Origin of the sequence: Pseudomonas sp. SH10-3B, assembly GCF_019891415.1 — a bacterium.
In the GTDB taxonomy this organism is placed as follows: domain Bacteria; phylum Pseudomonadota; class Gammaproteobacteria; order Pseudomonadales; family Pseudomonadaceae; genus Aquipseudomonas.
This window is the reverse complement of the sequence record NZ_JAFLXD010000067.1, coordinates 1-22884: the sequence shown is the minus strand read 5'-3', so window position 1 is coordinate 22884 and position 22884 is coordinate 1. Positions and strand designations below refer to the sequence as shown.

Genomic DNA, 22884 nt, shown 5'->3' with positions numbered 1-22884 from the left:
CCAACGACATGGTCGGCCCGAAGGCCGCCACGGAAGCAAGCTCCCTCGCCACAGACCGCTGAAAAAATTGTGTAGATACCGATGAGCCCCTCAACCCCAGCGAAGATCAAAGCCCCTCCAACTCCGCCATCAAATCACTCAACCGATCCACCTTCTCCGCGCTGATCTCATTGGCCGCCAACCCCTCGATATACTCAGCCAACTCCGCCACGGTGCTGCACTCGAACATCGCCCGCAGCGGCACATCCCGCTGCAGGGTCTTCTGCACGCGCGAGGCAATCTGCGTGGCCAGCAACGAGTGCCCGCCCAGTTCGAAGAAGTTGTCCTGCACCCCTACCCGTTCGACTTTCAGCACCTCGGCCCAGATCGCGGCCAATGTGCCTTCCAGTTCGTTGCGCGGCGCCAGGTAGTCCTGGCTGTGCAACTGGCCGATCTCCAGTTCCGGCAAGGCCTTGCGGTCGAGTTTGCCGTTGGCGTTGAGCGGCAGGTGCTCAAGCCATAGCCAGTGCAGCGGCACCATGTATTCCGGCAGTTCGGCGCGCAGGCGTTGCTTGATGCGGTCCAGGCGTTCGCTGGGGTTGAGGGCTTCATCGGCGGCCACCAGGTAACCCACCAGATGCTTGCCGTTGACGCCTTCCTGCACGCCCACCGCCGCATCGCGTACCTCCGGTTGTTCATGCAGGCGCGCTTCGATTTCACCCAGTTCGATGCGGTAGCCGCGAATCTTCACCTGATGGTCGATACGCCCGACGTACTCCAGCACGCCATCGCTGCGCCGCCGTGCCAGGTCGCCGGTGCGGTACAGGCGCTCGCCGGGTGCGCCGAACGGGTTCGGCACAAACACCTGGGCGGTGCGCAGCGGATCGCTGACATACCCGCGGCCGACCCCGGTGCCGGCCACGCACAGTTCACCGACCGCCCCTTGGGGCACCAATTCCAGTGCGCCATCGACCAGGTACAAGCGGTTATTGTCCGTCGGCGTACCAATCGGCAGGTAAGTGCCACGAGTGGACGCCAGGTCGACGCAGAAGAACGCCACATCGTCCGAACATTCCGCCGGGCCGTAGGCGTTGACCAGGCCGATGTCCGGGTAACGCAACAACCACTGGTGCGCCAGTTCGGGCGGCATCGCTTCACCGGTCGGCAGCATCCAGCGCAAACCGTCCAGGCTGATGCGATCCTGGGCGAGCATGCCCTGGATCAGCGACGGCACGCTTTCCAGCACGGTGATGCCGTGTGCCTGCACATGCGCCAGCAGGCCCTGCGGATCGTGGGCGATGGTGTTCGGCACAATGTCCACCCGCGCACCGAACAGCGGCGCGGCGAGGAATTGCCAGACGGAAATATCGAAGCTTTGCGAGGCCGTCTGGGCGATCACATCCGTCGCGCTCAGTTGCAGGTACGGCACCTTGCTCAATTGGTTGTTGAGCATGCCGCGCTGTTCGACCATCACGCCTTTGGGCAAGCCGGTGGAGCCCGAGGTGTAGATCACATAGGCAAGGTTGTCCGGACCGCTGTAGATGCCCGGATTTTCCCCACGGGCAGGCACTTCGTCCCACACCAGCAACTGGCAGTCGACGCCGTCCAGCAGCTCGACGGCCTGCTCGCGGCACGCCTCGGTGCAGACCAGCAACGGTGTGCGACTCAGGTCGATGATGCGGCTCAGGCGCTGGCTCGGCAGCCCCGGGTCCAACGGCAGGTAACCGGCACCGGCCTTGAAACTGCCGATGATCATGCCCAGCAGGTCAAGGCTGCGCTCGGCCAACAACGCCACCGGTTGGTCCAGGCCAACGCCCGCCGCAATCAGCGCATGACCCAGGCCGTTACTGCGGCGGTTCAACTCATCATAGGTCCATTGCTGGTCCAGGCAACTGGCGGCGATACGCTGCGGATCCGCGCTTACCTGGGCTTCGAACAACTCGACATAGCTGCGTTCCAGCGGGTAGGCGTGTTCGCTCTGGTTGCACCCCTCCACCAGGAACGCCCGCTCCTGCTCGCCGATCAGCGGCAGGTCGGCCATATCACCGTGGAAGCCCTGCACTAGCGCCAGCAGCAGGCGCTTGAACTCGCCGAGCATGCCTTGCACCGTGGTTTCGTCGAAGTAACGCTGGTCGTAGGACAGGTGCAGGCCGAGGTCATCCCCCGGGTAGCACACGGCGGTCAGCGGGAAGTTGGTGTGGGTGCGGCCTGAGTCCGAGGTGGCATTCAGGCTGTGGGCGCGGTCCAGCACCGAGACTTCCACCGGCGCGTTTTCGAACACGAACAGGCTGTCGAACAGCGGCTGGCCCTTGGGCAACTCGCTGTGTTCCTGGATCGTCACCAGCGGCAGGTATTCGTACTCGCGCAGCTGCATATTGCTGTCGAGCAGGCTGTTCAGCCACTGGCGCACGCTGCAACGCTGGTCGTCCTCGGGCAGTTTCACCCGCAGCGCGATGCTGTTGATAAACAGGCCAACGGTGCGTTGCATCGCGGGCATTTCCACCGGGCGCCCGGCCACGGTGACGCCGAACAGCACGTCACGGTCGCCGCTCAAGCGCCGCAGCACCAGCGCCCACGCCGCCTGGGCAAAGGTATTGACGGTGAGTTGATGGGCCTGGGCCAATTCGCGCAGTTGCGCACCGTCGCGAACATCGAGGCGGGTGTAGCAGTCACCCACCACCATGCCGCCGCTGTGGCCGGCATGTTCGCGCAGGAACGGCCGGTCGCTCGGGATCGGCGTGGTGCGCTCGAACCCTTGCAGGTTCTGCTGCCACCACTGGCATGCTTCGGCGAGGTTCTGGCGTTGCAGCCAGGCGATGTAGTCGCGATAACGCGGCGGCGTGGCCAGCTGTGCCTCGCGGCCTTCGCCGAGGGCCATGTAGATATCGAAGAAGTCATTCATCAACAGCGAACGGCACCAGGCATCGATCAGGATGTGGTGGTTGCTCATCATGAACCAGTAGCGCGCTTCACCGACGCGGATCAGGCGCAGGTGGAACGGCGCCTGGTTGAGCAGATCAAAACCGGCTTCGCGCTCGGCCTTGAGCAGCGCTTGCAAGCGCGGTTCCTGTTCGCTCTCCGGATCGGCACTCCAGTCCAGGTACTCGATCGGCGTGCTGCCCGGCTTGTGGATCACTTGCAGCATGTCCTCGCCGACGTTCCAGCAGAACGAGGCGCGCAAGGCTTCGTGACGGGCAATCACCGCTTGCCAGGCCTGGGCGAAACGCACCGGGTCGAGGGCGCTGTTGATGCGGTAGCGGTCCTGCATGTAATAGAGGCCGGTGCCCGGTTCCAGCAGGGTATGCAGCAGCAGGCCCTCTTGCATCGGCGTCAGCGGGTACACGTCTTCAATGGCGCTGGCCGGTACCGGCAAGCTGTCGAGTTGCGACTGGCTCAAGTGCGCCAGCGGGAAGTCGGACGGCGTGAGGCCACCGGCGTTGTCCGCAAGGCAATGGGCGACCAGGCTGCGCAGTTCGGCCAGGTAGTCTTGCGCCAGGTCCTGGATCGTCTGCGGGTCGTGGCGTTCGCGGCTGAAGGTCCAGCGCAGCACCAGTTCGCCGCCATATACCTGGCTGTCGACGCTCAGCTCGTTGGGCAGCGGCGCATCCGGGTCATGGGCCTGACCGGCGGATTCGTCCAGCGGATGGAACAACGCATCCTCGCCAAAGCTCTGGTCGAACTGGCCGAGGTAGTTGAAGGTGATGTCGGCGCCGGGCAGCGCGGCCATGCTGCGCTGGCACAGGTCATCGGCCAGGTAGCGCAGCACGCCATAGCCCAGGCCCTTGTGCGGCACCGCGCGCAGTTGTTCCTTGATCGCCTTGATCGAGTCGCCTTGCCCGGACGCTTTTGCGACGGCCGGCGGGGTCAGGCGCAGCGGGTAAGCACTGGTGAACCAGCCGACGCTGCGCGTCAGGTCGATATCGTCGAACAGGCTCTCACGGCCATGGCCTTCGAGTTGGATCAACGCCGAATCATGCCCGCTCCAGCGGCACAGCACACGGGCCAGGGCGGTCAGCAGCAGGTCGTTGACCTGGGTGCGGTAGGCGCTCGGCGCTTGTTGCAGCAACTGGCGGGTGTGTTCGGCATCCAGGCGCACGCTGACGGTGTCGGCATCACGATTGCGCCGCGAACCGTGCGGGCGGGCCACAGGCAATGCCGCGTCAGGACCGGCCAACCGGTCCTGCCACACGCTTAACTCTTCACGCAGGGATTCGCTGCCGGCGTACGCCTGCAAGCGCGCGGCCCAGTCACGCAGGGCGCTGGTCTTGGCCGGCAGGCTGACGGACTGGCCGTCGCTGAGCTGGCGATAAACGTTTTGCAGGTCTTCAAGCAACACACGCCACGAGACACCGTCCACCACCAAGTGATGGATCGCGATCAGCAGGCGTTGCTGGCCGTGGGGGCCATCCACCAGCAAGGCACGTAACAGCGGGCCGTGTTCCAGGTCGAGGCTGCGCTGGGTGTCGGTGAACAGCGCGGTGCACTGCGCCATGTCGCGCACTTGCGCCTGCATCAGCACGCCGCCCTGGGGCACGGCCAGGTGTTCGGCATGCCACTGGGCATCGCGCCGGGTGAAGCTCAGGCGCAGGGCGTCGTGGTGTTCCAGTACCGCCAGCAGCGCTTGCTCCAGGCGATGAGGTTCGAGCAGTTGCAGCGGTTTGAGCACCAGCGCCTGGTTCCAGTGCTGACGCGCAGGAATATCGCTGTCGAAGAACCAATGCTGGATCGGCGTCAGGCCCGAGGGACCGGTGAGCACGCCTTGCTCGGCGATGACCTGCTCGGAGCGCGTGGCGACCGCAGCCAGGGTTTGCACGGTCTGGTGCTGGAACAGGTCACGAGGGCTGAAATGAATCCCCGCCTGCCGCGCGCGGCTGACCACCTGGATCGACAGAATCGAATCGCCGCCCAGTTCAAAGAAGTTATCGTCGAGGCCGACTTGCTGCACGTTCAACACCGCGCACCAGATCGCTGCCAAAGTGCTTTCCAGCTCATTGCGCGGGGCCACGTAGTGTTGGCGATTGGCCTCGGGGTCGGGTTGCGGCAAGGCGCGGCGGTCGAGCTTGCCGTTGGCGGTGAGCGGCATGCTGTCGAGCACGATCAGGTGCGCGGGCACCATGTAATCCGGCAGTTGTGCCTTGAGATGGGCCTTGAGCGCATCACGCAAGGTGGCGTGGTCGGCGTCGCTGACCAGGTACGCCACCAGCTGTTTGCCACTCGGCGAATCCAGTGCCAGCACCACCGCTTCGCGCACCGCAGCATGTTCCAGCAGGCGGGTTTCGATCTCGCCCAGCTCAATCCGGAAACCGCGAATCTTCACCTGATGGTCGATACGCCCCAGGTACTCCACCAGGCCATCGGCGCGTTGGCGCACCAGGTCGCCGGTGCGATACAGACGACCGCCATGGCGGGCAAACGGGTCGGCGACAAACCGCTCGGCCGTCATCCCCGGACGTTGGTGGTAACCCTGGGCCAGACCGGCGCCGCCGACATACAACTCGCCGGTCGCCCCTTGCGGTACCAACGCCAGGTCAGCGTCGAGAATGTAGGCCACGCGGTCGCCGATGATGCTGCCGATCGGCACGCTGCCGGCGCCCTCCTCCAGTTGCTGCGGCGCGAGGCTGGCCAGCGGCATGACCACGGTTTCGGTCGGGCCGTAGGCGTTGAAAAACACCTCGGGCTGGAACGCTGCGCGGATACGCTGCAAGTGTTCGCCGGTCAGCGCTTCGCCACCGGTGATGCACATGCGCACCGGCAAGGTCTGGTGCTGGGTCGCCAGCCACTGCGCCAACTGGCTGCCGTAGCTCGGGGTAAAACCGAGGATGTTGATGCGATGGGTACGGATCAGCCCGCAGATTTCCTCGGCATCCCACTGGCCCTGGGCGCGCAGGACCACCTGGGCACCGCTGAGCAGCGGCACCAGCAAACGCTCGGTGGCGGCGTCGAAGTTGATCGAATAGAAATGCAGCTCGCAATCGTCCGGGCGCATGCCGAAGCGCTCGATCACAGCCTGGCAATGCATGGCGATTTCACCGTGGGACACCACCACGCCCTTGGGTTTACCGGTGGAGCCGGAGGTGTAGATCAGGTAGGCCTGATGCTGCGGCAAGCTGATAAACGGCAGCTCGTCGGCCGGGTAATTCGCCAGCACCGGCAAGTCATCTTCCAGGCACCAGCAGGCCACGGTCGCCGGCAATTCGCCGAGGGCTTCGAACATCGCCGCATCGCTGAGCAACAGGCCGACGCCGCTGTCTTCGATCATGTAGTGCAGGCGGTCCAGCGGGTATTCCGGGTCCAGTGGCACATAGGCGCCACCGGACTTGAGGATCGCCAGCAGGCCGATGACCATTTCCAGCGAGCGCGGCAGCGCCAGGCCGACACGCACCTGCGGGCCGACGCCGCGCTCGCGCAGCATCCACGCCAGGCGGTTGGCGCGGGCGTCCAGTTCGGCATAACTGAGGGTGACGCCGGCAAAGGTCAGCGCCGGAGCCTGCGCACGCGTGAGCGCCTGTTGGCTGAACAGTTGCTGGATGCACTGGTCGAGACGATGCTCGCCGGCTTCCACACCCAGGCTGTCCCGCAACGCACGTTGCTCGGTGGCGCTCAGCAACGGCAGTTCGCTGAGGCGTTGTTGCGGGTTGGCGATCAACGCTTCGAGCAGGTTGCGCCAATGCTCGGCCATGCGCGCGATGCGTGGCTCATCGAACAAATCAGTGCTGTAGGTCAGGCAGCAACCCAGGCGATGGTCGAGGTCGGTGACTTCCAGGTTGAGGTCGAACTTGGTCGCGCGGGCATCGTTGGCCAGGTATTCGACGGTCATGCCGGCCAGTTGGCGGCTCTGCTGGAATTCCCAGCGCTGCACGTTGCACATCACTTGGAACAGCGGGTTGTACGCCGCGCTGCGCGGCGGTTGCAGGGCTTCTACCAGATGGTCGAACGGCAGGTCCTGATGGGACTGGCCTTCGATCACGGTGTGGCGCACCTGCTCGAACAGCTCGGCGACATTCATCTGCCCAGCGAGCTGGCAACGCAGCACCTGGGTGTTGAGGAACGCGCCGATCAGCCCTTCGCTTTCCGGGCGAATGCGGTTGGCCACCGGCGCGCCGATGCGCAGGTCGGTCTGGCCGCTGTAGCGATAGAGCAATACGGCCAGGGTGGCGGTCATGGTCATGAACAGGGTCAGGCCATGTTCGGCGTTGAAAGCACGCACACGGGCGGCGAGATCGTCGCTGAGGTCGAAGCGGTACAGCTCGCCCTGGTGACTTTGCACCGGTGGCCGTGGACGGTCGCTGGGCAGTTCCAGCAGCGGATGCTCATGGCCAAGCTGCGCGGTCCAATAGTCCAGTTGGCGTTGGCGCTCGCCAGACTCCAACCACTGGCGTTGCCACACGCTGTAGTCCAGGTATTGCACCGGCAACGGCGCCAGCGGTGACAGGCGCTCATCGATAAACGCTTCGTACAGCGCGCTGAGTTCACGGGCAAAAATGTCCATGGCCCAGCCTTCGGTGACGATATGGTGCAGGGTCAGCACCAGGTAGTGCTCCCGCTCACCGGCCTTGACCAGGCACGCGCGCAGCAGTGGCCCGGTTTCCAGGTTGAACGGGGTGTGCGCCTCGTGGTCGGCCAGTTGCTGCAAACGCTGCTCGCGCTCGCCTTCGTTCAACGCCGACATATCCTGCCAGTCCATGCGCAGGCCGGTCTGCGCCGAGACCTTTTGATAGGCCACGCCGTCGACACTCGGGAATGTAGTGCGCAGGGTTTCGTGGCGCATGATCAAGGCCTGCAACGCCGCCTCGAAACGCCCCACATCCAGCACACCGCGCAGGCGCGCCATGCCACCGACGTTGTAGGCCGGGCTGTCCGGTTCCATCTGCCACAGGAACCACATGCGTTGCTGGGAATACGACAACGGCACCGCTTGGCTGCGGTCGACCTTGGCGATTGCGGTTTGCTGGTTGCGTTGGCCGCTGGCCTGGATCAGGCCGACTTGCTCGGCAAAAGCCCCCAGCTCACTGGCGTCGAACAAGGTGCGCAACGGCAACTCGACGTCGCAGGCCTGGCGGGTGCGGGAGATGATTTGCGTGGCCAGCAACGAGTGGCCGCCGAGGGCGAAAAAGTCATCGCGCAGGCCGATTTGCGGCAGGCCGAGCACCTCGCGCCAGATCGCTGCAATCTGCTGCTGCAAGGGTGTTTCGGGTTCGATGTGTTCGCGGGTTTGCCACACCGGCGCTGGCAATGCGCGACGGTCGAGCTTGCCGCTGGGGCTCAGCGGCATCGCGTCCAGGCGCATCAGTTGCGCGGGCACCATGTACTCCGGCAACTCGGCGGCCAGGGCGGCTTTGACGTCCTGTTCGTCCAGTGCGCTATGTGCGGTGTAGTAACCGATCAACTGCGCATCGCGCACCAGCACCACGGCCTGGGCGATACCGTCCAGGGCCAGCAGGCGCGCTTCGATTTCTTCCGGCTCCACCCGGAAGCCGCGCAGCTTGACCTGCTGGTCGAGACGGCCGAGGTATTCAAGCACGCCGTCCGCGCCCCAGCGTGCGCGGTCACCGGTGCGATACAGGCGCGCGCCCGCCTCGCCCAGCGGGTCGGCGACAAAGCGCTCAGCGGTCAAACCGGCACGCCCAAGGTAACCGCGCGCTAGGCCGATACCGCCAATGCACAGCTCACCCGGCACACCGGCCGGCAACGGGTTGAGCTGCTCGTCCAGCACGCGGCAGATCACATTGCCCAGTGGTCGGCCAATCGGCGAACGCTCGCCATCGTCGGCAGTGCAATGCCAGTGGGTGACGTTGATCGCGGTCTCGGTCGGGCCATAGCGGTTGTGCAATTGCACCGTCGGCAACTGCGCCAACACGCGATTGCGCAACTCGGCGGGCAAGGCCTCGCCACCGGAAAACAGGCGACGCAGGCTGGTGCACTCGGCCACCAGCGGTTCGTCGATAAACAGCTGCAACAGCGGCGGCACAAAGTGCAGCGTGGTCACACCGTAGGCCTGCACCAACTGCGCGATGCGGTGCGGGTCGCGGTGTTCGCCAGGGCCGGCCAGCACCAGGCGGCAGCCGGTGATCAGCGGCCAGAAACACTCCCACACCGACACGTCGAAACTGATCGGCGCCTTTTGCATCAGCACGTCGCTGTCATTCAGTTGATAGGTGGCCTGCATCCACTGCAAGCGCTCGGCCAGGGCCGCATGGGTATTGCCCACGCCCTTGGGCTGGCCGGTGGAGCCGGAGGTGTAGATCACGTAGGCGAGGTTGTCACCGTGCAGGTGCAGGCCCGGTGGCTGGGTCGGCCAACCGTCGAGGTGCAGGCTGTCCATGGCAATCACGCACACGCCGTCGGCCGTCGGCAAGTGTTCTAGCAAGGCGGTCTGGGTCAGCAGCAGGTGCACGCCGCTGTCCTTGAGCATGTAGGCCAGGCGCTCGGCGGGGTAATCCGGGTCCAGCGGCACATAGGCACCACCGGCCTTGATGATCGCCAGCAGGCCGACCAGCAACTGCGGCGAACGCTCGGCGGCGATGGCCACGCACACGTCCGGGCCGACGCCTTTGTCGCGCAGGTAATGGGCCAGGCGGTTGGCCTGGGTGTGCAGTTGGGCGAAGGTCAGGCTGCCGTCCTGCCAGACCAGCGCGGTGTTGTCCGAGGTGTGTTGGTTGAGCAGTTCGGGCAGCCAGTGTCGAGCGGGCGCGCACGGTGCCTGGCTCCACGCTTGCTGTTCGTCCTGCTGCATCAGCTTGAGGTCGCCGAGGGCGAGTTGCGGTTGCTCGCACACAGCCTGCAGCAGGTGGATGTAGTGCTCGGCCAGGCGCTGGATGGTCGTGCTGTCGAACAGTTCATCGGCGTAGTCGAAGGACAGGCTCAGGCGCCCGTTGCGGTCTTCTTCACTGTGCAGTTGCAGGTCGAACTTGGCTTCGCGGCTGTGCCATGGCAGCTCATCGGCGAGCATGCCCGGCAGGCGCCGCAAGGCGCTGAGGTCACGTTGCTGGTGATTGAACATGACCTGGAACAGGCCTTGTTCACGGGCTTGCGGGAAGGCTTCCAGCAGTTGCTCGAACGGCAGGTCCTGATGGGCCTGAGCGCCCAGTGCCGTCTGGCGGGTGGCGGCCAACAGTTGATTGAACGGCAGGCGCCCGTCCAGCTCGGCACGCAGCACCAGGGTGTTGATAAAGAAGCCGATCAGGCCCTGGGTTTCCTGGCGCGGGCGGTTGGCATTGGGCACGCCGATACGGATGTCGCGCTGGCCGCTGTAGCGGTAGAGCAAGGTCTGGAACGCCGCCAGCAACAGCATGAACGGCGTGGACTCGTGGGCCTGGGCGGTCTGGCGAATTGCTTCGCTGAGGCTGACACTCAAGCGCGCAGTATGGCGCGACGCGCTGTGGCGTTGCTGGGCCGCACGCGGGTGGTCGGTGGCCAGGCTCAGGGTCGGATGCTCGTCGCCCAACTGCGTTTTCCAGTACGCCAGTTGCCGCTGGCCTTCACCGTCGGCCAGCCATTGGCGCTGCCAGCTGCCGTAGTCGGCGTACTGCAAGGCCAGTGGCGGCAACGTCAGGCTCTGGCCCTGGCTTGCGGCGGCGTACAGGCGCGAGAACTCGTCGAGGAGGATATTCAGCGACCAGCCATCGGCAATGATGTGGTGCAGAGTCACCAACAACTGGTGATCTTCATCGTCCAGGCGCACCAGGGTCACCCACAGCAGCGGGCCTTTTTCCAGGTCGAACTGGGTACGGGCTTCGTCCTCACGGATCTGTTGCGCGCGCGCTTCACGCTCGGCGGCGGGCACGTCGCTGAGATCGATGACCTGCAGGTCAAAATCGCCGTTGGCGTCCACACGCTGGAAGGCCTGGCCATCGCGTTCATAGAAACGAGTGCGCAGGGCTTCGTGGCGCTGGATCAGGTGCTGGAAGCTTGAGCGCACCGCGTCTTCATCCAGCTCGCCGCGCAAACGCAAGGCGCCGGGGATGGTGTAGGCGCTGCTCTGCGGGTCCAGTTGCCAGGTGATCCACAGGCGGTTCTGGGCCAGGGATTGCGGCAGTTCTTCCTGGCGTGACAGCGCATGAATGGCGCCTTGGGCGATGCCACCGTCCTGTTGCAGTTGCGCCACGTTGGCAGCAAATGCAGACAGCGTCGGCGCCTCGAACAGCAGGCGCAGGTTCAGCTCCAGGCCGAGGGTTTCGCGTAGGCGCGCGACCACTTGGGTGGCGGTGATGGAGTTGCCGCCAAGCAGGAAGAAATGGTCATCGGCCGCCACCGTGGCGACCTGCAGCTGCTCGCACCAGATCGCGGCGATCTGGCTTTGCAGTTCGGATTCCAGCGCCACTGTACCTGCCTGCGCGTGCAGGTCGGGGAACTGCGCATAGCAGTCGAGGCTGCCATCGGCATGCCGAAGCGCACACGCCGCACGCTGCACCTTGCCGCTGGAGGTCTTGGGCAAGGCGCCGGGGTTGAGCAGCACCACCACGCACGGCGCCTCTTGGTAGGCCTCGGCCACCGCCTGGCGGATGGCGTTGATCAACGCTTCAGGCGGCAGGATCTTCTGCACGCTGCGGCTGATTTCTGCGGCGATGCCGATGCCTTCCAGGCCGTTGTCATTCACCGCAAACGCCGCGACCCGGCCCTTGCGCACCACTTCCACTTCGCGCTCGATGGTCTGCTCGATGTCCTGAGGGTAGAGGTTGTGCCCGCGCACGATCAGCAGGTCTTTCAGGCGGCCGGTGATGTACACCTCGCCCTCGCGGATAAAGCCCAGGTCACCGGTGCGCAGCCAGGTGCGGCCGGCATGTTGCACGAAGGTCTTGGCACTGGCTTCGGGGTTGCGCCAGTAGCCGTGGGCGATGCTCGGGCCGCTGGCCCAGAGTTCACCGACGTGGTTGTCGGCCAGCTCGGTCAGTGTGTGCGGGTCGGCGATCAGCACCGCGTGTTCAGGCTGGCTGGTGCCGCAACTCATGATCGCACTGCCCTGCCCCGGCTCGGCGCGGTTGGCGGCCAGGGCCTGCTCGTCGACACGCAGTGCCGGGATGCCGTGGCCACGCCGGCCGCCGGCGACAAACAGGGTGGCTTCGGCCAGGCCGTAGGAGGCGAAGAAATTATTCGCGGTAAACCCGCAGGCAGCGAACTTCTCGGCGAAGCGCTCCAGGGTGTCGAGGCGGATGGGCTCGGAGCCGGAATAGGCCACGCGCCAGTTGCTCAAGTCCAGGCGCTCCAGGGCCGTCTCACTGACCCGCTCGCTGCACAGGCGGTAGGCGAAATCCGGTCCGCCGCTGATGGTGCCACGGTATTCGCTGATCGCTTCGAGCCAGCGCAACGGCCGGCCGAGGAAGTAGGCCGGCGACATCAACACGCACGGCACGCCGCTGAAGATCGGTTGCAGCAGGCCGCCGATCAGGCCCATGTCGTGGTACAGCGGCAGCCAGCTGACGATCACGTCGTCGGGGTTCAGGTCGATGCCAAAGCCGCGTCGGATCAGCACTTCGTTGGCCACCAGGTTGCCGTGGCTGACTTGCACGCCTTTGGGCAGCGCGGTGGAGCCGGAGGTGTATTGCAGGAAGGCAATGTCGTCGGGTTGCAGGTCGGGGGCGCTCCAGGCGCTGGCGATCTGCGCGTCGAGGGTGTCGACACTCAGCACCGGCGGCGCGTTTTCGATCTGCGCGAGGCCATCGCCCAGACTGGCGATAGTCAGCAACAGACGTGGTTCGGCGTCACCGATAATCGACAGCAAACGCTCCTGGTGATGACGGCGGGTGGACTCCGGTGGGTAGGCCGGCACCGCGATCACCCCGGCGTACAGGCAACCAAAGAACGCCGCGACGTAGTCCGGACCGCTGGGGAACAGCAGCACCGCGCGGTCGCCCTGTGCCGCATTGGCCTGGAGGGCGGCGGCGATGGTGCGGGCGCGTTGGTCCAGGTCACGGTAACTGAGCACCACGTTGTGCTCGGCCGACTCGGCGAGGAAGCGCAGGGCGACCTGGTCCGGGGTCTGCGCGGCGCGACGTTGAAGGGACTCGACCAGTGTGCGGGGAAGTTCGAAGGCGTCCATCATGGGGTTCCTGCCTGAAATCGGCTTACGGGAAATTCGGGAATTGAAGTGCGATCAGCCGACGGCCAATGACCGCGCCGCGCCATTGCGCCAGCGGGCAAGGTGTTCGTCGGCGTAGCGCCGCAGGCAGCGCAGTACGGCGCTTTCGTGCTGGATAAGGAAGAAGTGGTGGCCGTCGAACATGTCCAGGGAAAAGCCGCTGGCGGCATCGAGCTGCCAGTCGAGCAACTGGTCGGCGCGCACGCTGTCCTGCTTGCCGCCAAACACATGGATCGGCATCCCCAGCGGCTCGCGCTCGCCGTAGGTGAAGCTGCCGCAGAGCAGGAAGTCGGCGCGCAGGATCGGCAGCATCAACTGCATCAATTCGGGGTTGGCCAGGGCCTCTTCGGCGGTGCCTTGCAGTTCGCGCAGGCGAGCGATCAGTTGCTCGTCGGTCTTTTCGATGGCGTATTCGCTGACATCGCGGCGGGCCGGGCCGGCTGTTCCGGAGGCGAACAGCGCCAACGGTGCGGGGAGATTTCGCGCGTTTAACGCATGGGCCAATTCAAAGGCCAGCAGGCCGCCGAGGCTATGGCCGAACAACGCGTAAGGGCCGCTCAGGTCGCGGCTGATTTCCTCCGCCAACTGCGCCGCCAAGGCCTTGATATCACGCTGTAGGGGCTGGTCCATGCGCATGCCACGGCCGGGCAATTCCAGCGGACACACCTGCAACCATTCCGGCAGCGTGCGACGCCAACGTGCGTAAACCATGGCACTGGCGCCCGAGTAGGGCAGGCAGAACAGGCGCAGTCGAGTCGACGTAGTCATCCAGCGACGACTCCAAACTGAAACACGCTGTGTGCACGGTAAAAACCCATTTCGTCCTCCTGCGGGTGCTGATCCTTGGCCGCTTGACTAACGGACCTGTCACCCAGAAGAACGGACGGCAACGGCAAATAATTAGTCGCCGGGTTGCCGCGAGAGGTGGTTCACAGCGAACAAGAAAGCATAAGATTAGTTCGTCTTCTCATTTGACAATAATTATCATTAAGCATAATTTGTTGCCCGATGTGTAGGAGGCCTCAGCAAGGAAGCCCTCCCCTAACCTCTTTTGCAACAAGGTGATTTCCATGACGGAACAAGTATCCACAGGCAGGTGCGACTCACCGCTTCTCCAGGCATTCGTAGACAATCGACTGATTCTGGTGAAGATCGCGGCGCGCATTACCGGGTGCCGCTCCCGCGCCGAGGACGTCGTGCAGGACGCCTATTTCCGCCTGCAATCAGCGCCGACGATCACGTCATCGTTCAAGGCCCAATTGAGTTATCTGTTCCAGATCGTGCGCAACCTGGCGATCGATCACTATCGCAAGCAGGCCCTGGAGCTCAAATATTCCGGGACGGAAGAGGAAGGCTTGAATGTGGTTATTCACGGCGCTTCACCAGAAACCTCCCACATCAATTTCAACACCCTGGAAAACATCGCCGACGCCCTGACGCAACTGCCCCAGCGCACCCGCTACGCGTTCGAGATGTACCGCCTGCACGGCGTGCCGCAAAAGGACATCGCCAAGGAACTGGGGGTTTCACCGACCCTGGTGAACTTCATGATCCGCGACGCGCTGGTGCACTGCCGCAAGGTATCGGGCAGCCATAGCGATACGTTTGCGCGGCGGGTTTGACCTCAGGGTACCGCCATCACATCAATGCGATACGGCTCGAAAATCTTCAGCATCTCGCCACTCTCGCGCAGTCGCTTGAGCAACGCCGAAAACGCCTCACCCGTGATCGGCGCCTTGGGCCGTAGCAACGCGTAATGGTGATAGACCTGGTCGATACGCTCCGAGACCAGGAACTGTCCGGCCATATCCGCATTGCGCACCATGAAATCGCTCAGGTACGAACGGGTCACCAAGGCGATGTCCGCACGCCCGCGCGCGACCATCAGCAGGTTGCTGTCATGGGAGTAGGTCAACGTGGCGTTGAAGTGTGCGGCCATGTACTTGGGGTCGGGGTTGAAGTTGGCGAAGGCGTAGTGGTAACCGCTGAACACCGCCAGGCGCTTGCCGGTCAGGTCGGCGAAATAGTGCTGGTCACGGTCGGGCTCTCGCTGGGCGACGAAGATCTCCGCATCTTCAAGGCCCATATCAACGCTGGTGTGAGCAATCTTCTGCCAGCCCCAGGCGGGATTTTCGAAGATGGCCATGTCGATACGGCCCTGCTCGAAATCGCGGAAACGCCTGGGGATGGAGGTGGGCACCAGCACAAACTGGTAATCGGTTTGCGAGGCGTTCAGGGCCTCCACCAGTTGCGGCAACAAACCGGTGTCGGCGCCCTGCTCCGGGCGCACGGTGTAGGGCGGAAAATGCGCCGCGCCGATGCGCACCAATTGCGCAGCCGAAGCCGGCAACCATGCTGCGGTGCCGAGTGCCCATAAAGTAAGTCCTGCAGCCAACCGCCATGGCGATAACATCAAGGCACACACCGTTCAATACATCGATGTCGATAAGCTAGGCGTTTTTGTCCAGCGAGACAACTTTCCACCGGCAAATTAATAGCTTGCGCCTCAATCGGCCTTTAAAACCATCAGCAAGGCCTCTTCGGCCAATTGCTCCAGGGTCAGGCTGCCCTCGGCGCGAAACCAGGTGGTGGTCCATGACAGCGCCCCGGTGAGGAAGCGTCGCGCAATAAACACATCACCCTTGATGTACCCCGCCGCCTTGGCCTCGCCCAGTACCTGCAGCCAAAGCTGTTCGTACACGTCGCGCAGGGCCAGCACCTGGGCCTGGCCGTCGGCCGACAACGAACGCCATTCGTACACCAGCACCGCCATGGCCTCGCCGCTGCCGCCCATGATCGACTGCAACTCGCAGCGAATCAGTGCCAGCACACGTTCGCGCACGTTGGTCGCCTCCTCGAGCGAGGCGTGCATCAAGGCCGTGTTGTAGTGGATGGTTTCCTCCATCACCGCGCGCAGGATCTCGTCCTTGCTCTTGAAGTGGTGAAAGATGCTGCCGGACTGGATGCCCACGGCGCTGGCCAGGTCGCGCACAGTAGTGCGTTCAAAGCCTTTGTTGCGAAACAGGTGAGCCGCGGTTTGCAGCAACTTGCCCCGGGCACTGTCGGGGTCGGTCAATTGGCCGTCGTCGACCATGGTGCGCATCACCCGCAGGGCTTTGTGCTCATCCATGCTGCTCTCCTCTACTTCTACTGACGTCTTGGCCGGCAATTTAGGCCGTGCCAGCCACCCAAGCAAGCGCTTGGCTAAAACTTGTGACTGGAGTTTACAAACCAAGCGCTTGCTTGGTAGTCTCGTCACCAGCCATTCGAGGAAGGATTTCTCATGAGCAAGACGGTTCGTATCGGCTGTGCCAGCGCCTTTTGGGGTGATACCTGCACCGCCGCCGCCCAACTGGTGCACGGCGGCCACCTGGATTACCTGGTGTTTGACTACCTGGCGGAAGTCACGATGTCGATCCTCGCCGGTGCACGCATGAAAGATCCCCAGGCCGGCTACACCACAGATTTTGTCGAGGTGCTCGCGCCGCTGCTGGCCGACATCCAGCGCCAGGGCATCCGTGTCATCAGCAATGCCGGCGGCATCCACCCCCAGGCCTGCGCCGCCGCCCTGCAAGCCGCCTGCGATAAAGCCCGGATCCCGCTGAAAATCGCCGTGCTGCTGGGCGATGACCTGCAACCCCAGCTCAAGCACCTGCACGGCATCACCGACATGTTCAACGGCGCGCCGCTGCCGCCCATGTGCGTCTCCGCCAATGCCTACCTCGGTGCACCGGGCATCGCCCAGGCGCTGCAATTGGGCGCGGACATCGTCATCACCGGCCGCGTGGTCGACAGCGCAGTGGTCAGCGCGGCACTGGTGCATGAATTCGGTTGGTCATGGCAGGACTACGACCGCCTGGCCCAAGCCGCCTTGGCCGGGCATATCATCGAATGCGGCGCCCAATGCACCGGCGGCAACTTCACCGATTGGCGCGACGTGCCGGACTACGAGCACATCGGCTTTCCCATCGTCGAAGTCAGCGCGGACGGTCAATTCACCGTCAACAAGGTCGAGGGCAGCGGCGGACTGATCAGCGAGCTGAGCGTGGCCGAACAACTGCTGTATGAAATCGGCGACCCGCACGCGTATCTGCTGCCCGATGTGATCTGCGATTTCAGCCAGGTAAAGCTGCAGCAACAAGGCAAACATTGCGTACGCCTGCACGGTGCCAAGGGCCTGCCGCCGACCGCGCAATACAAGGTCAGCGCCACCTACCCGGAGGGCTTTCGCTGCACTGCCAGTTGCCTGATCGCCGGGATCGATGCGGTGGCCAAGGCCGAGCGGGTCAGCCAGGCGATCATCAACAAGACCTCGGAACTGTTCAGCCAACGCGGCTGGGCGCCCTACACCGAAGTGAATATCGAACTGCTCGGCAGCGAAGCGACGTATGGCGCTCACGCCCTGCGCCACGACTGCCGCGAAGTGGTGGTCAAGCTCGCGGTGCGCCATCCGAGCAAGCAAGCGCTGGTGCTGTTCGCCCGCGAGATCGCCCAGGCGGCCACCGGGATGGCGCCGGGGCTGACCGGGATTGTCGGCGGGCGGCCAACGGTCTACCCGCTGATCCGCTTGTTCTCGTTCCTGATCGATAAGACCGCCTGCGAGGTGGTGATCGACTTCCAGGGCCAACGCCACGTCTGCGCGCTGCCTATCACCGATGCGCCGATCCTGCCTGCCGCGCCGCTGAATCCACCCAAACCCCAAGGCCGCGCCGACGCCAGCGTCGCGCTGGTGAAACTCGCCGTGGCGCGCTCTGGCGACAAGGGCAACCACAGCAATATCGGAGTCATCGCCCGCGCCCCCGAGTACCTGCCGTGGATCGCCGAAGCACTGACCCCGGAGGTGCTCGTCGACTGGATGGGCCACGTGCTCGACCCCGTGCACGGCCGCGTCGAACGCTGGTATTTGCCCGGCAGCCACAGCCTCAACTTCCTGCTGGAAAACGCCTTGGGTGGCGGTGGCATCGCCAGCCTGCGCATCGACCCCCAGGGCAAGGCCTTCGCCCAGCAACTGTTGGAAATCCCCATCGCCGTGCCGCAACACATCGCCGATCAACTCACTTAAAGGAACGTTGCCGTGGCCTTCGACTCGATCTTCAAAGCCGGCCTGTTCCAAGGCCACACCGTGATCGTCACCGGCGGTGGCAGCGGGATTGGCCGCTGCACCGCCCATGAGCTGGCAGCCCTGGGTGCCCGCGTTGTCCTGGTTGGACGCAAGCCGGAAAAACTCGCCAAGGTCGCGGCGGAAATTACCGAAGACGGCGGCACCGCCCATTGGCAGGCCTGCGACATTCGTGACGAAGAGGCGGTGAAGGCGCTGGTCACCCAGCTCATTCACGCGCATGGGCCGATCCATGGCCTGGTGAACAACGCCGGTGGGCAGTATCCGTCGCCGCTGGCCTCGATCAACCAAAAAGGTTTTGAAACCGTGCTGCGCACCAACCTGGTCGGCGGTTTCCTGATGGCGCGGGAAGTGTTCAACCAGTCGATGAGCAAGCACGGTGGGGCCATCGTCAATATGCTCGCCGACATGTGGGGCGGCATGCCCGGCATGGGCCACTCCGGTGCGGCGCGGGCGGGCATGGACAACTTCACCAAGACCGCCGCCTTCGAGTGGGGGTGCGCCGGGGTGCGGGTCAACGCCGTGGCACCGGGCTGGATCGCGTCCAGCGGCATGGACACCTACGAAGGCGCGCTCAAGGCGGTGATCCCCACCCTGCGTGAACACGTGCCGCTCAAGCGCATCGGCACCGAGTCGGAAGTCAGCGCCGCCATCGTGTTTCTGCTCAGCCCCGCCGCCGCGTTTATCAGTGGCAGCACCCTGCGCATCGACGGCGCCGCCAGCCTCGGCAGCCGCGCCTGGCCGCTGCACAAGGCGCAACCGCCGAGTGAAGCGTTCAACGGCTTCCACCGCGCCTACCTGCCCGATGTGCTCAAGGCGGAGCAATAAACCATGCCGCTGATTGAAAGCCTGATCGATCCCCACAGTCCGCAGTTCGCCCAGAACCGCAGCGCCATGCTGGACGCCATCCAACACCTGCGCCAGCTGGAACAGGCTCTGCTGAGCAAGGCCCAGGAGGCCAAGCCCAAGTTCGACAAACGTGGCCAACTGCTGCCGCGCGAGCGCCTCAACCTGCTGCTGGACCCTGGCGCGCCGTTCCTGGAACTGGCGAGCCTGGCCGGCTACAAGCTGCACGATGACAAGGACGGCAGCGCCGCCGGCGGTGGGTTGATCGCCGGCATCGGCTACGTCAGCGGCGTGCGCATGCTGGTGGTGGCCAATAACAGCGCGATCAAGGGCGGCACCATTTCGCCCTCCGGCCTGAAAAAATCCGTGCGCCTGCAACAGATCGCCATGGAAAACAAACTGCCGGTGGTGACCCTCGCCGAAAGCGGCGGCGCCAACCTCAACTACGCTGCGGAGATTTTCGTCGAAGGCGCGCGCAGCTTTGCCAACCAGGCGCGCATGTCGGCCATGGGCCTGCCGCAGATCACCGTGGTGCATGGTTCGGCCACGGCGGGGGGCGCGTACCAGCCAGGGCTGTCGGATTACGTGGTGGTGGTGCGCGGCAAAGCCAAGCTGTTCCTCGCCGGCCCGCCGCTGCTCAAGGCGGCGACCGGCGAAGTCGCCACCGATGAGGAATTGGGCGGCGCCGAGATGCATGCGCAAATCGCCGGCACCGCTGAATACCTGGCGCAAAACGACGCCGACGGCGTGCGCATCGTGCGCGAGATTGTCAGCCTGTTGCCCTGGAACGATCGCCTGCCACAGGCGCCAAAACGCACTTACGCCGAGCCGCTGTACCCTATCGATGACCTGTTGGGGCTGATCCCCGATGACCCGAAAAAGCCCTACGACGTGCGCGAGATCCTCGCGCGCCTGGCCGACGGTTCGCAGTTCCTCGAATTCAAGGGTGAGTTCGACGCCCATACCGTCTGCGGTCATCTGCACATTCAGGGCCGCGCGGTCGGCGTGATCGGCAACAACGGCCCGATCACCCCCAAGGGCGCCAGCAAAGCCGCGCAGTTTATCCAACTGTGCGACCAGAGCCGCACGCCGCTGCTGTTCCTGCACAACACCACCGGGTTCATGGTGGGTACCGAATCGGAGCAACAAGGCGTGATCAAGCACGGCGCGAAGATGATCCAGGCGGTGGCCAACGCGCGGGTGCCTAAACTCACGGTGGTGGTCGGCGGCTCCTACGGCGCCGGCAACTATGCGATGTGCGGTCGCGGCCTGGACCCGCGTTTTATCTTCGCCTGGCCCAACAGCCGCACAGCGGTGATGGGCGGTGCGCAGGCGGGCAAGGTGCTGCGGATTGTCACCCAGGCCAAGCAATTGAAGGACGGCCTGGTGCCGGATCCCAAGGTGCTGGACATGCTCGAACACGTCACCGCGCAGAAACTCGACAGCCAGTCCACTGCGCTCTATGGCAGCGCGAATCTGTGGGATGACGGGCTGATAGACCCTCGGGATACCCGCACCTTGCTGGGGTTTCTGCTGGACACCTGCCACGAGGCCGAGGTGCGGCAGTTACAGCCGAACAGCTTCGGTGTAGCGCGCTTCTAACAGGAGAACAAGAACAATGATCTTCACCCAGGAACACCAGGAACTGCGCCGCACCGTCCGCGCCTTCGTCGACCGCGAGATCAGTCCCCATGTGGACGAATGGGAAAAGGCCGGGCGCTTCCCCATCCACGACATCTTCCGCAAGGCCGGCGACCTCGGCCTGCTGGGGATTTCCAAACCGGAGCAATTCGGTGGCATGGGCCTCGACTACAGCTACTCGATCGTCGCCGCCGAAGAGTTCGGCAGCATCCGCTGCGGTGGCATCCCCATGTCCATCGGCGTGCAGACCGACATGTGCACCCCCGCCCTCGCCCGCTTCGGCTCCGATGCATTGCGCGACGAATTCCTGCGTCCGGCCATCAGCGGTGAGCAGGTCGGTTGCATCGGCGTCTCGGAGACCGGCGCCGGTTCCGACGTGGCCGGGCTCAAGACCCATGCGCGCAAGGACGGCGACGACTACGTCATCAACGGCAGCAAAATGTGGATCACCAACTCGCCCAGCGCTGACTTTATCTGCCTGTTGGCCAACACCTCCGACGATAAACCGCATATCAACAAGTCGCTGATCATGGTGCCGATGAACACACCCGGCATCAGCGTCAGCCCGCCCCTGGAAAAACTCGGCATGCACAGCTCCGAGACCGCCCAGGTGTTCTTCGACGACGTGCGCGTGCCCCAACGCAACCGCATCGGCCACGAAGGCGCGGGCTTCATGATGCAGATGCTGCAGTTCCAGGAAGAACGCCTGTTTGGCGCGGCCAATATGATCAAGGGCCTGGAGTACTGCATCGACAGCACCATCGACTACTGCAAGGAGCGCCAGACCTTCGGCAAGGCGCTGATCGACAACCAGGTGATTCACTTTCGCCTGGCCGAACTGGCCACCGAAATCGAATGCCTGCGCGCACTGGTCTACCAGGCCACCGAGCAATACATCAAGGGCCAGGACGTGACCCGCCTGGCCTCCATGGCCAAGCTCAAGGCTGGGCGCCTGGGCCGCGAAGTCAGCGACAGTTGCCTGCAATACTGGGGCGGCATGGGCTTCATGTGGGACAACCCGGTGGCCCGCGCTTATCGCGACGTGCGCCTGGTGTCGATTGGCGGCGGCGCCGACGAAATCATGCTGGGCATCATCTGCAAACTGATGGGCACTTTGCCTGGGAAAAAGCCATGAATACCTTGCTGCTCGAACCGCATAACGGCGTGTTGCACATCACCCTCAACCGCCCCGAATGCCGCAATGCCATGAGCCTGGAGATGGTCAACGAACTGCGCGCGGTGCTGGCGGGATTGGACAACCAGGTGCGCGCGGTAGTGATCAGCGGCGCAGGCGGACACTTTTGCGCCGGTGCCGATGTGAGGGATCTGGTCAGCGCAGGCAATCAATTGCAGGCACTGAACCGGGCCTTTGGCACGCTGCTGCAAGAGGTGGAATCCGTGTCACAAGTGGTGATTGTGGTGCTGCAAGGCGCGGTGCTGGGCGGAGGGTTCGGCCTGGCTTGCGTGAGCGACATCGCGATTGCCGATCACCAGGCGCAGTTCGGTTTGCCGGAGACCAGCCTGGGGTTGCTGCCGGCACAGATTGCGCCGTTTGTGGTCAAGCGTATCGGCCTGACCCAAGCGCGGCGGCTGGCACTCACCGCCGCGCGCTTTGATGGGCTGGAAGCTGAACGGCTGGGGCTGGTGCACTTCACCGAGCGCGATCCGCAGGCGTTGGCGGAGCGTTTGGATGAGGTCCTGGGGCAGGTGCTGCGCTGCGCACCAGGTGCCAACGCGCGCACCAAGGCGCTGTTGCTGGCCAGTGTGGAGCAGCCCTTGGGGCCGCTGTTGGACCAGGCGGCGCAGTGGTTTGCCGAGGCGGTGACCAGTGCAGAAGGGATTGAGGGGACGCAGGCGTTTGTGCAGAAGAGAAAGCCTGGGTGGTGCAAATGACGCCCGCTGAGCATGGGTATCTACACAATTTTCTGTGGTCTGTGGCGAGGGCGCTTGCTGCCGTGGCGGCCTTCGGGCCGACCATGTCGTTGGCTTTGAGCGAGTACATATCCGTTGCTGCGGTCACGGCGGCTATTGGTTCCGCCCTTACGGCGGGTCACTTTGGAAAAGCCCCAAAGTAACCAAAAGGCTCTTGCCCCACCACTCGGTACCTCGCCTAGGCTCGGTATGCCCGAACGAAGGCTTGAATCCGTGGGCCGCCGTCATGGGCCATCCTTGGCCCAGGACGGCTAACCCGGCGTCCTGCCGGGTTACCCACGGATTCAAGCCT

At 64.2% G+C, this 22884-nt stretch carries 10 protein-coding genes; 6 read left to right on the top strand and 4 right to left on the bottom strand.

The features are described 5' to 3' along the window. Window positions 1-106 precede the first annotated feature (106 nt). Together J1G35_RS28690 and J1G35_RS28685 are read right to left on the bottom strand one after the other, a co-directional pair. The gene (locus J1G35_RS28690; RefSeq protein WP_223016672.1) at window positions 107-13018 is read right to left on the bottom strand and encodes a non-ribosomal peptide synthetase; all 12912 of its coding nucleotides are present in this window, start codon (window positions 13016-13018) and stop codon (window positions 107-109) included. A gap of 51 nt (window positions 13019-13069) precedes the next feature. After that, window positions 13070-13822, bottom strand: a complete 753-nt coding sequence (locus J1G35_RS28685; RefSeq protein ID WP_223016671.1) for an alpha/beta fold hydrolase — start codon at window positions 13820-13822, stop codon at window positions 13070-13072. Between the two features lie 302 nt (window positions 13823-14124). Here J1G35_RS28685 and J1G35_RS28680 point away from each other — a divergent pair, with 302 nt between their 5' ends. Further along, window positions 14125-14676, top strand: a complete 552-nt coding sequence (locus J1G35_RS28680; RefSeq protein WP_032904207.1) for an RNA polymerase factor sigma-70 — start codon at window positions 14125-14127, stop codon at window positions 14674-14676. 2 nt (window positions 14677-14678) lie between these two features. Here J1G35_RS28680 and J1G35_RS28675 read toward each other — a convergent pair whose 3' ends face one another. Next, window positions 14679-15467, bottom strand: a complete 789-nt coding sequence (locus J1G35_RS28675) for a transporter substrate-binding domain-containing protein (RefSeq protein ID WP_223016670.1) — start codon at window positions 15465-15467, stop codon at window positions 14679-14681. Window positions 15468-15560: 93 nt separating this feature from the next. Next, window positions 15561-16184 (bottom strand): TetR/AcrR family transcriptional regulator, encoded by a 624-nt coding sequence (locus J1G35_RS28670; protein ID WP_053133357.1) that lies wholly within the window; start codon window positions 16182-16184, stop codon window positions 15561-15563. A 153-nt stretch (window positions 16185-16337) separates the two neighbouring features. Between J1G35_RS28670 and J1G35_RS28665 the strand changes: the two genes are divergently transcribed. From J1G35_RS28665 to J1G35_RS28645, 5 genes are read left to right on the top strand one after another with little or no spacing between them, the layout of a single operon-like run. After that, window positions 16338-18116 carry an acyclic terpene utilization AtuA family protein gene (locus tag J1G35_RS28665; RefSeq protein ID WP_223016669.1) on the top strand — a complete coding sequence of 593 codons (1779 nt, stop codon included), beginning with the start codon at window positions 16338-16340 and terminating at the stop codon, window positions 18114-18116. A 12-nt stretch (window positions 18117-18128) separates the two neighbouring features. Continuing rightward, window positions 18129-19001 carry an SDR family oxidoreductase gene (locus J1G35_RS28660; protein WP_223016668.1) on the top strand — a complete coding sequence of 291 codons (873 nt, stop codon included), beginning with the start codon at window positions 18129-18131 and terminating at the stop codon, window positions 18999-19001. Between the two features lie 3 nt (window positions 19002-19004). Beyond that, window positions 19005-20621, top strand: a complete 1617-nt coding sequence (locus J1G35_RS28655; RefSeq protein ID WP_223016667.1) for an acyl-CoA carboxylase subunit beta — start codon at window positions 19005-19007, stop codon at window positions 20619-20621. Window positions 20622-20637: 16 nt separating this feature from the next. Continuing rightward, entirely contained in the window at window positions 20638-21795 is a 1158-nt protein-coding gene (gene atuD, locus J1G35_RS28650; RefSeq protein ID WP_223016666.1) for a citronellyl-CoA dehydrogenase, read from the top strand. Next, window positions 21792-22553: an enoyl-CoA hydratase-related protein gene (locus J1G35_RS28645; RefSeq protein WP_223016665.1), complete on the top strand. Its 762-nt coding sequence runs from the start codon at window positions 21792-21794 to the stop codon at window positions 22551-22553. The genes atuD and J1G35_RS28645 overlap by 4 nt, the downstream gene beginning before the upstream one ends. Window positions 22554-22884 lie beyond the last annotated feature (331 nt).

Bases quoted from the DNA above. Each gene is read 5' to 3' on its own strand.
- J1G35_RS28680 (WP_032904207.1), top strand. From the start codon at position 14,125: ATGACGGAACAAGTATCCACAGGCAGGTGCGACTCACCGCTTCTCCAG.
- J1G35_RS28690 (WP_223016672.1), bottom strand. From the start codon at position 13,018: ATGATGGACGCCTTCGAACTTCCCCGCACACTGGTCGAGTCCCTTCAA.
- J1G35_RS28670 (WP_053133357.1), bottom strand. From the start codon at position 16,184: ATGGATGAGCACAAAGCCCTGCGGGTGATGCGCACCATGGTCGACGAC.
- J1G35_RS28665 (WP_223016669.1), top strand. From the start codon at position 16,338: ATGAGCAAGACGGTTCGTATCGGCTGTGCCAGCGCCTTTTGGGGTGAT.
- J1G35_RS28655 (WP_223016667.1), top strand. From the start codon at position 19,005: ATGCCGCTGATTGAAAGCCTGATCGATCCCCACAGTCCGCAGTTCGCC.
- J1G35_RS28685 (WP_223016671.1), bottom strand. From the start codon at position 13,822: ATGACTACGTCGACTCGACTGCGCCTGTTCTGCCTGCCCTACTCGGGC.
- J1G35_RS28675 (WP_223016670.1), bottom strand. From the start codon at position 15,467: ATGTTATCGCCATGGCGGTTGGCTGCAGGACTTACTTTATGGGCACTC.
- J1G35_RS28645 (WP_223016665.1), top strand. From the start codon at position 21,792: ATGAATACCTTGCTGCTCGAACCGCATAACGGCGTGTTGCACATCACC.
- atuD (WP_223016666.1), top strand. From the start codon at position 20,638: ATGATCTTCACCCAGGAACACCAGGAACTGCGCCGCACCGTCCGCGCC.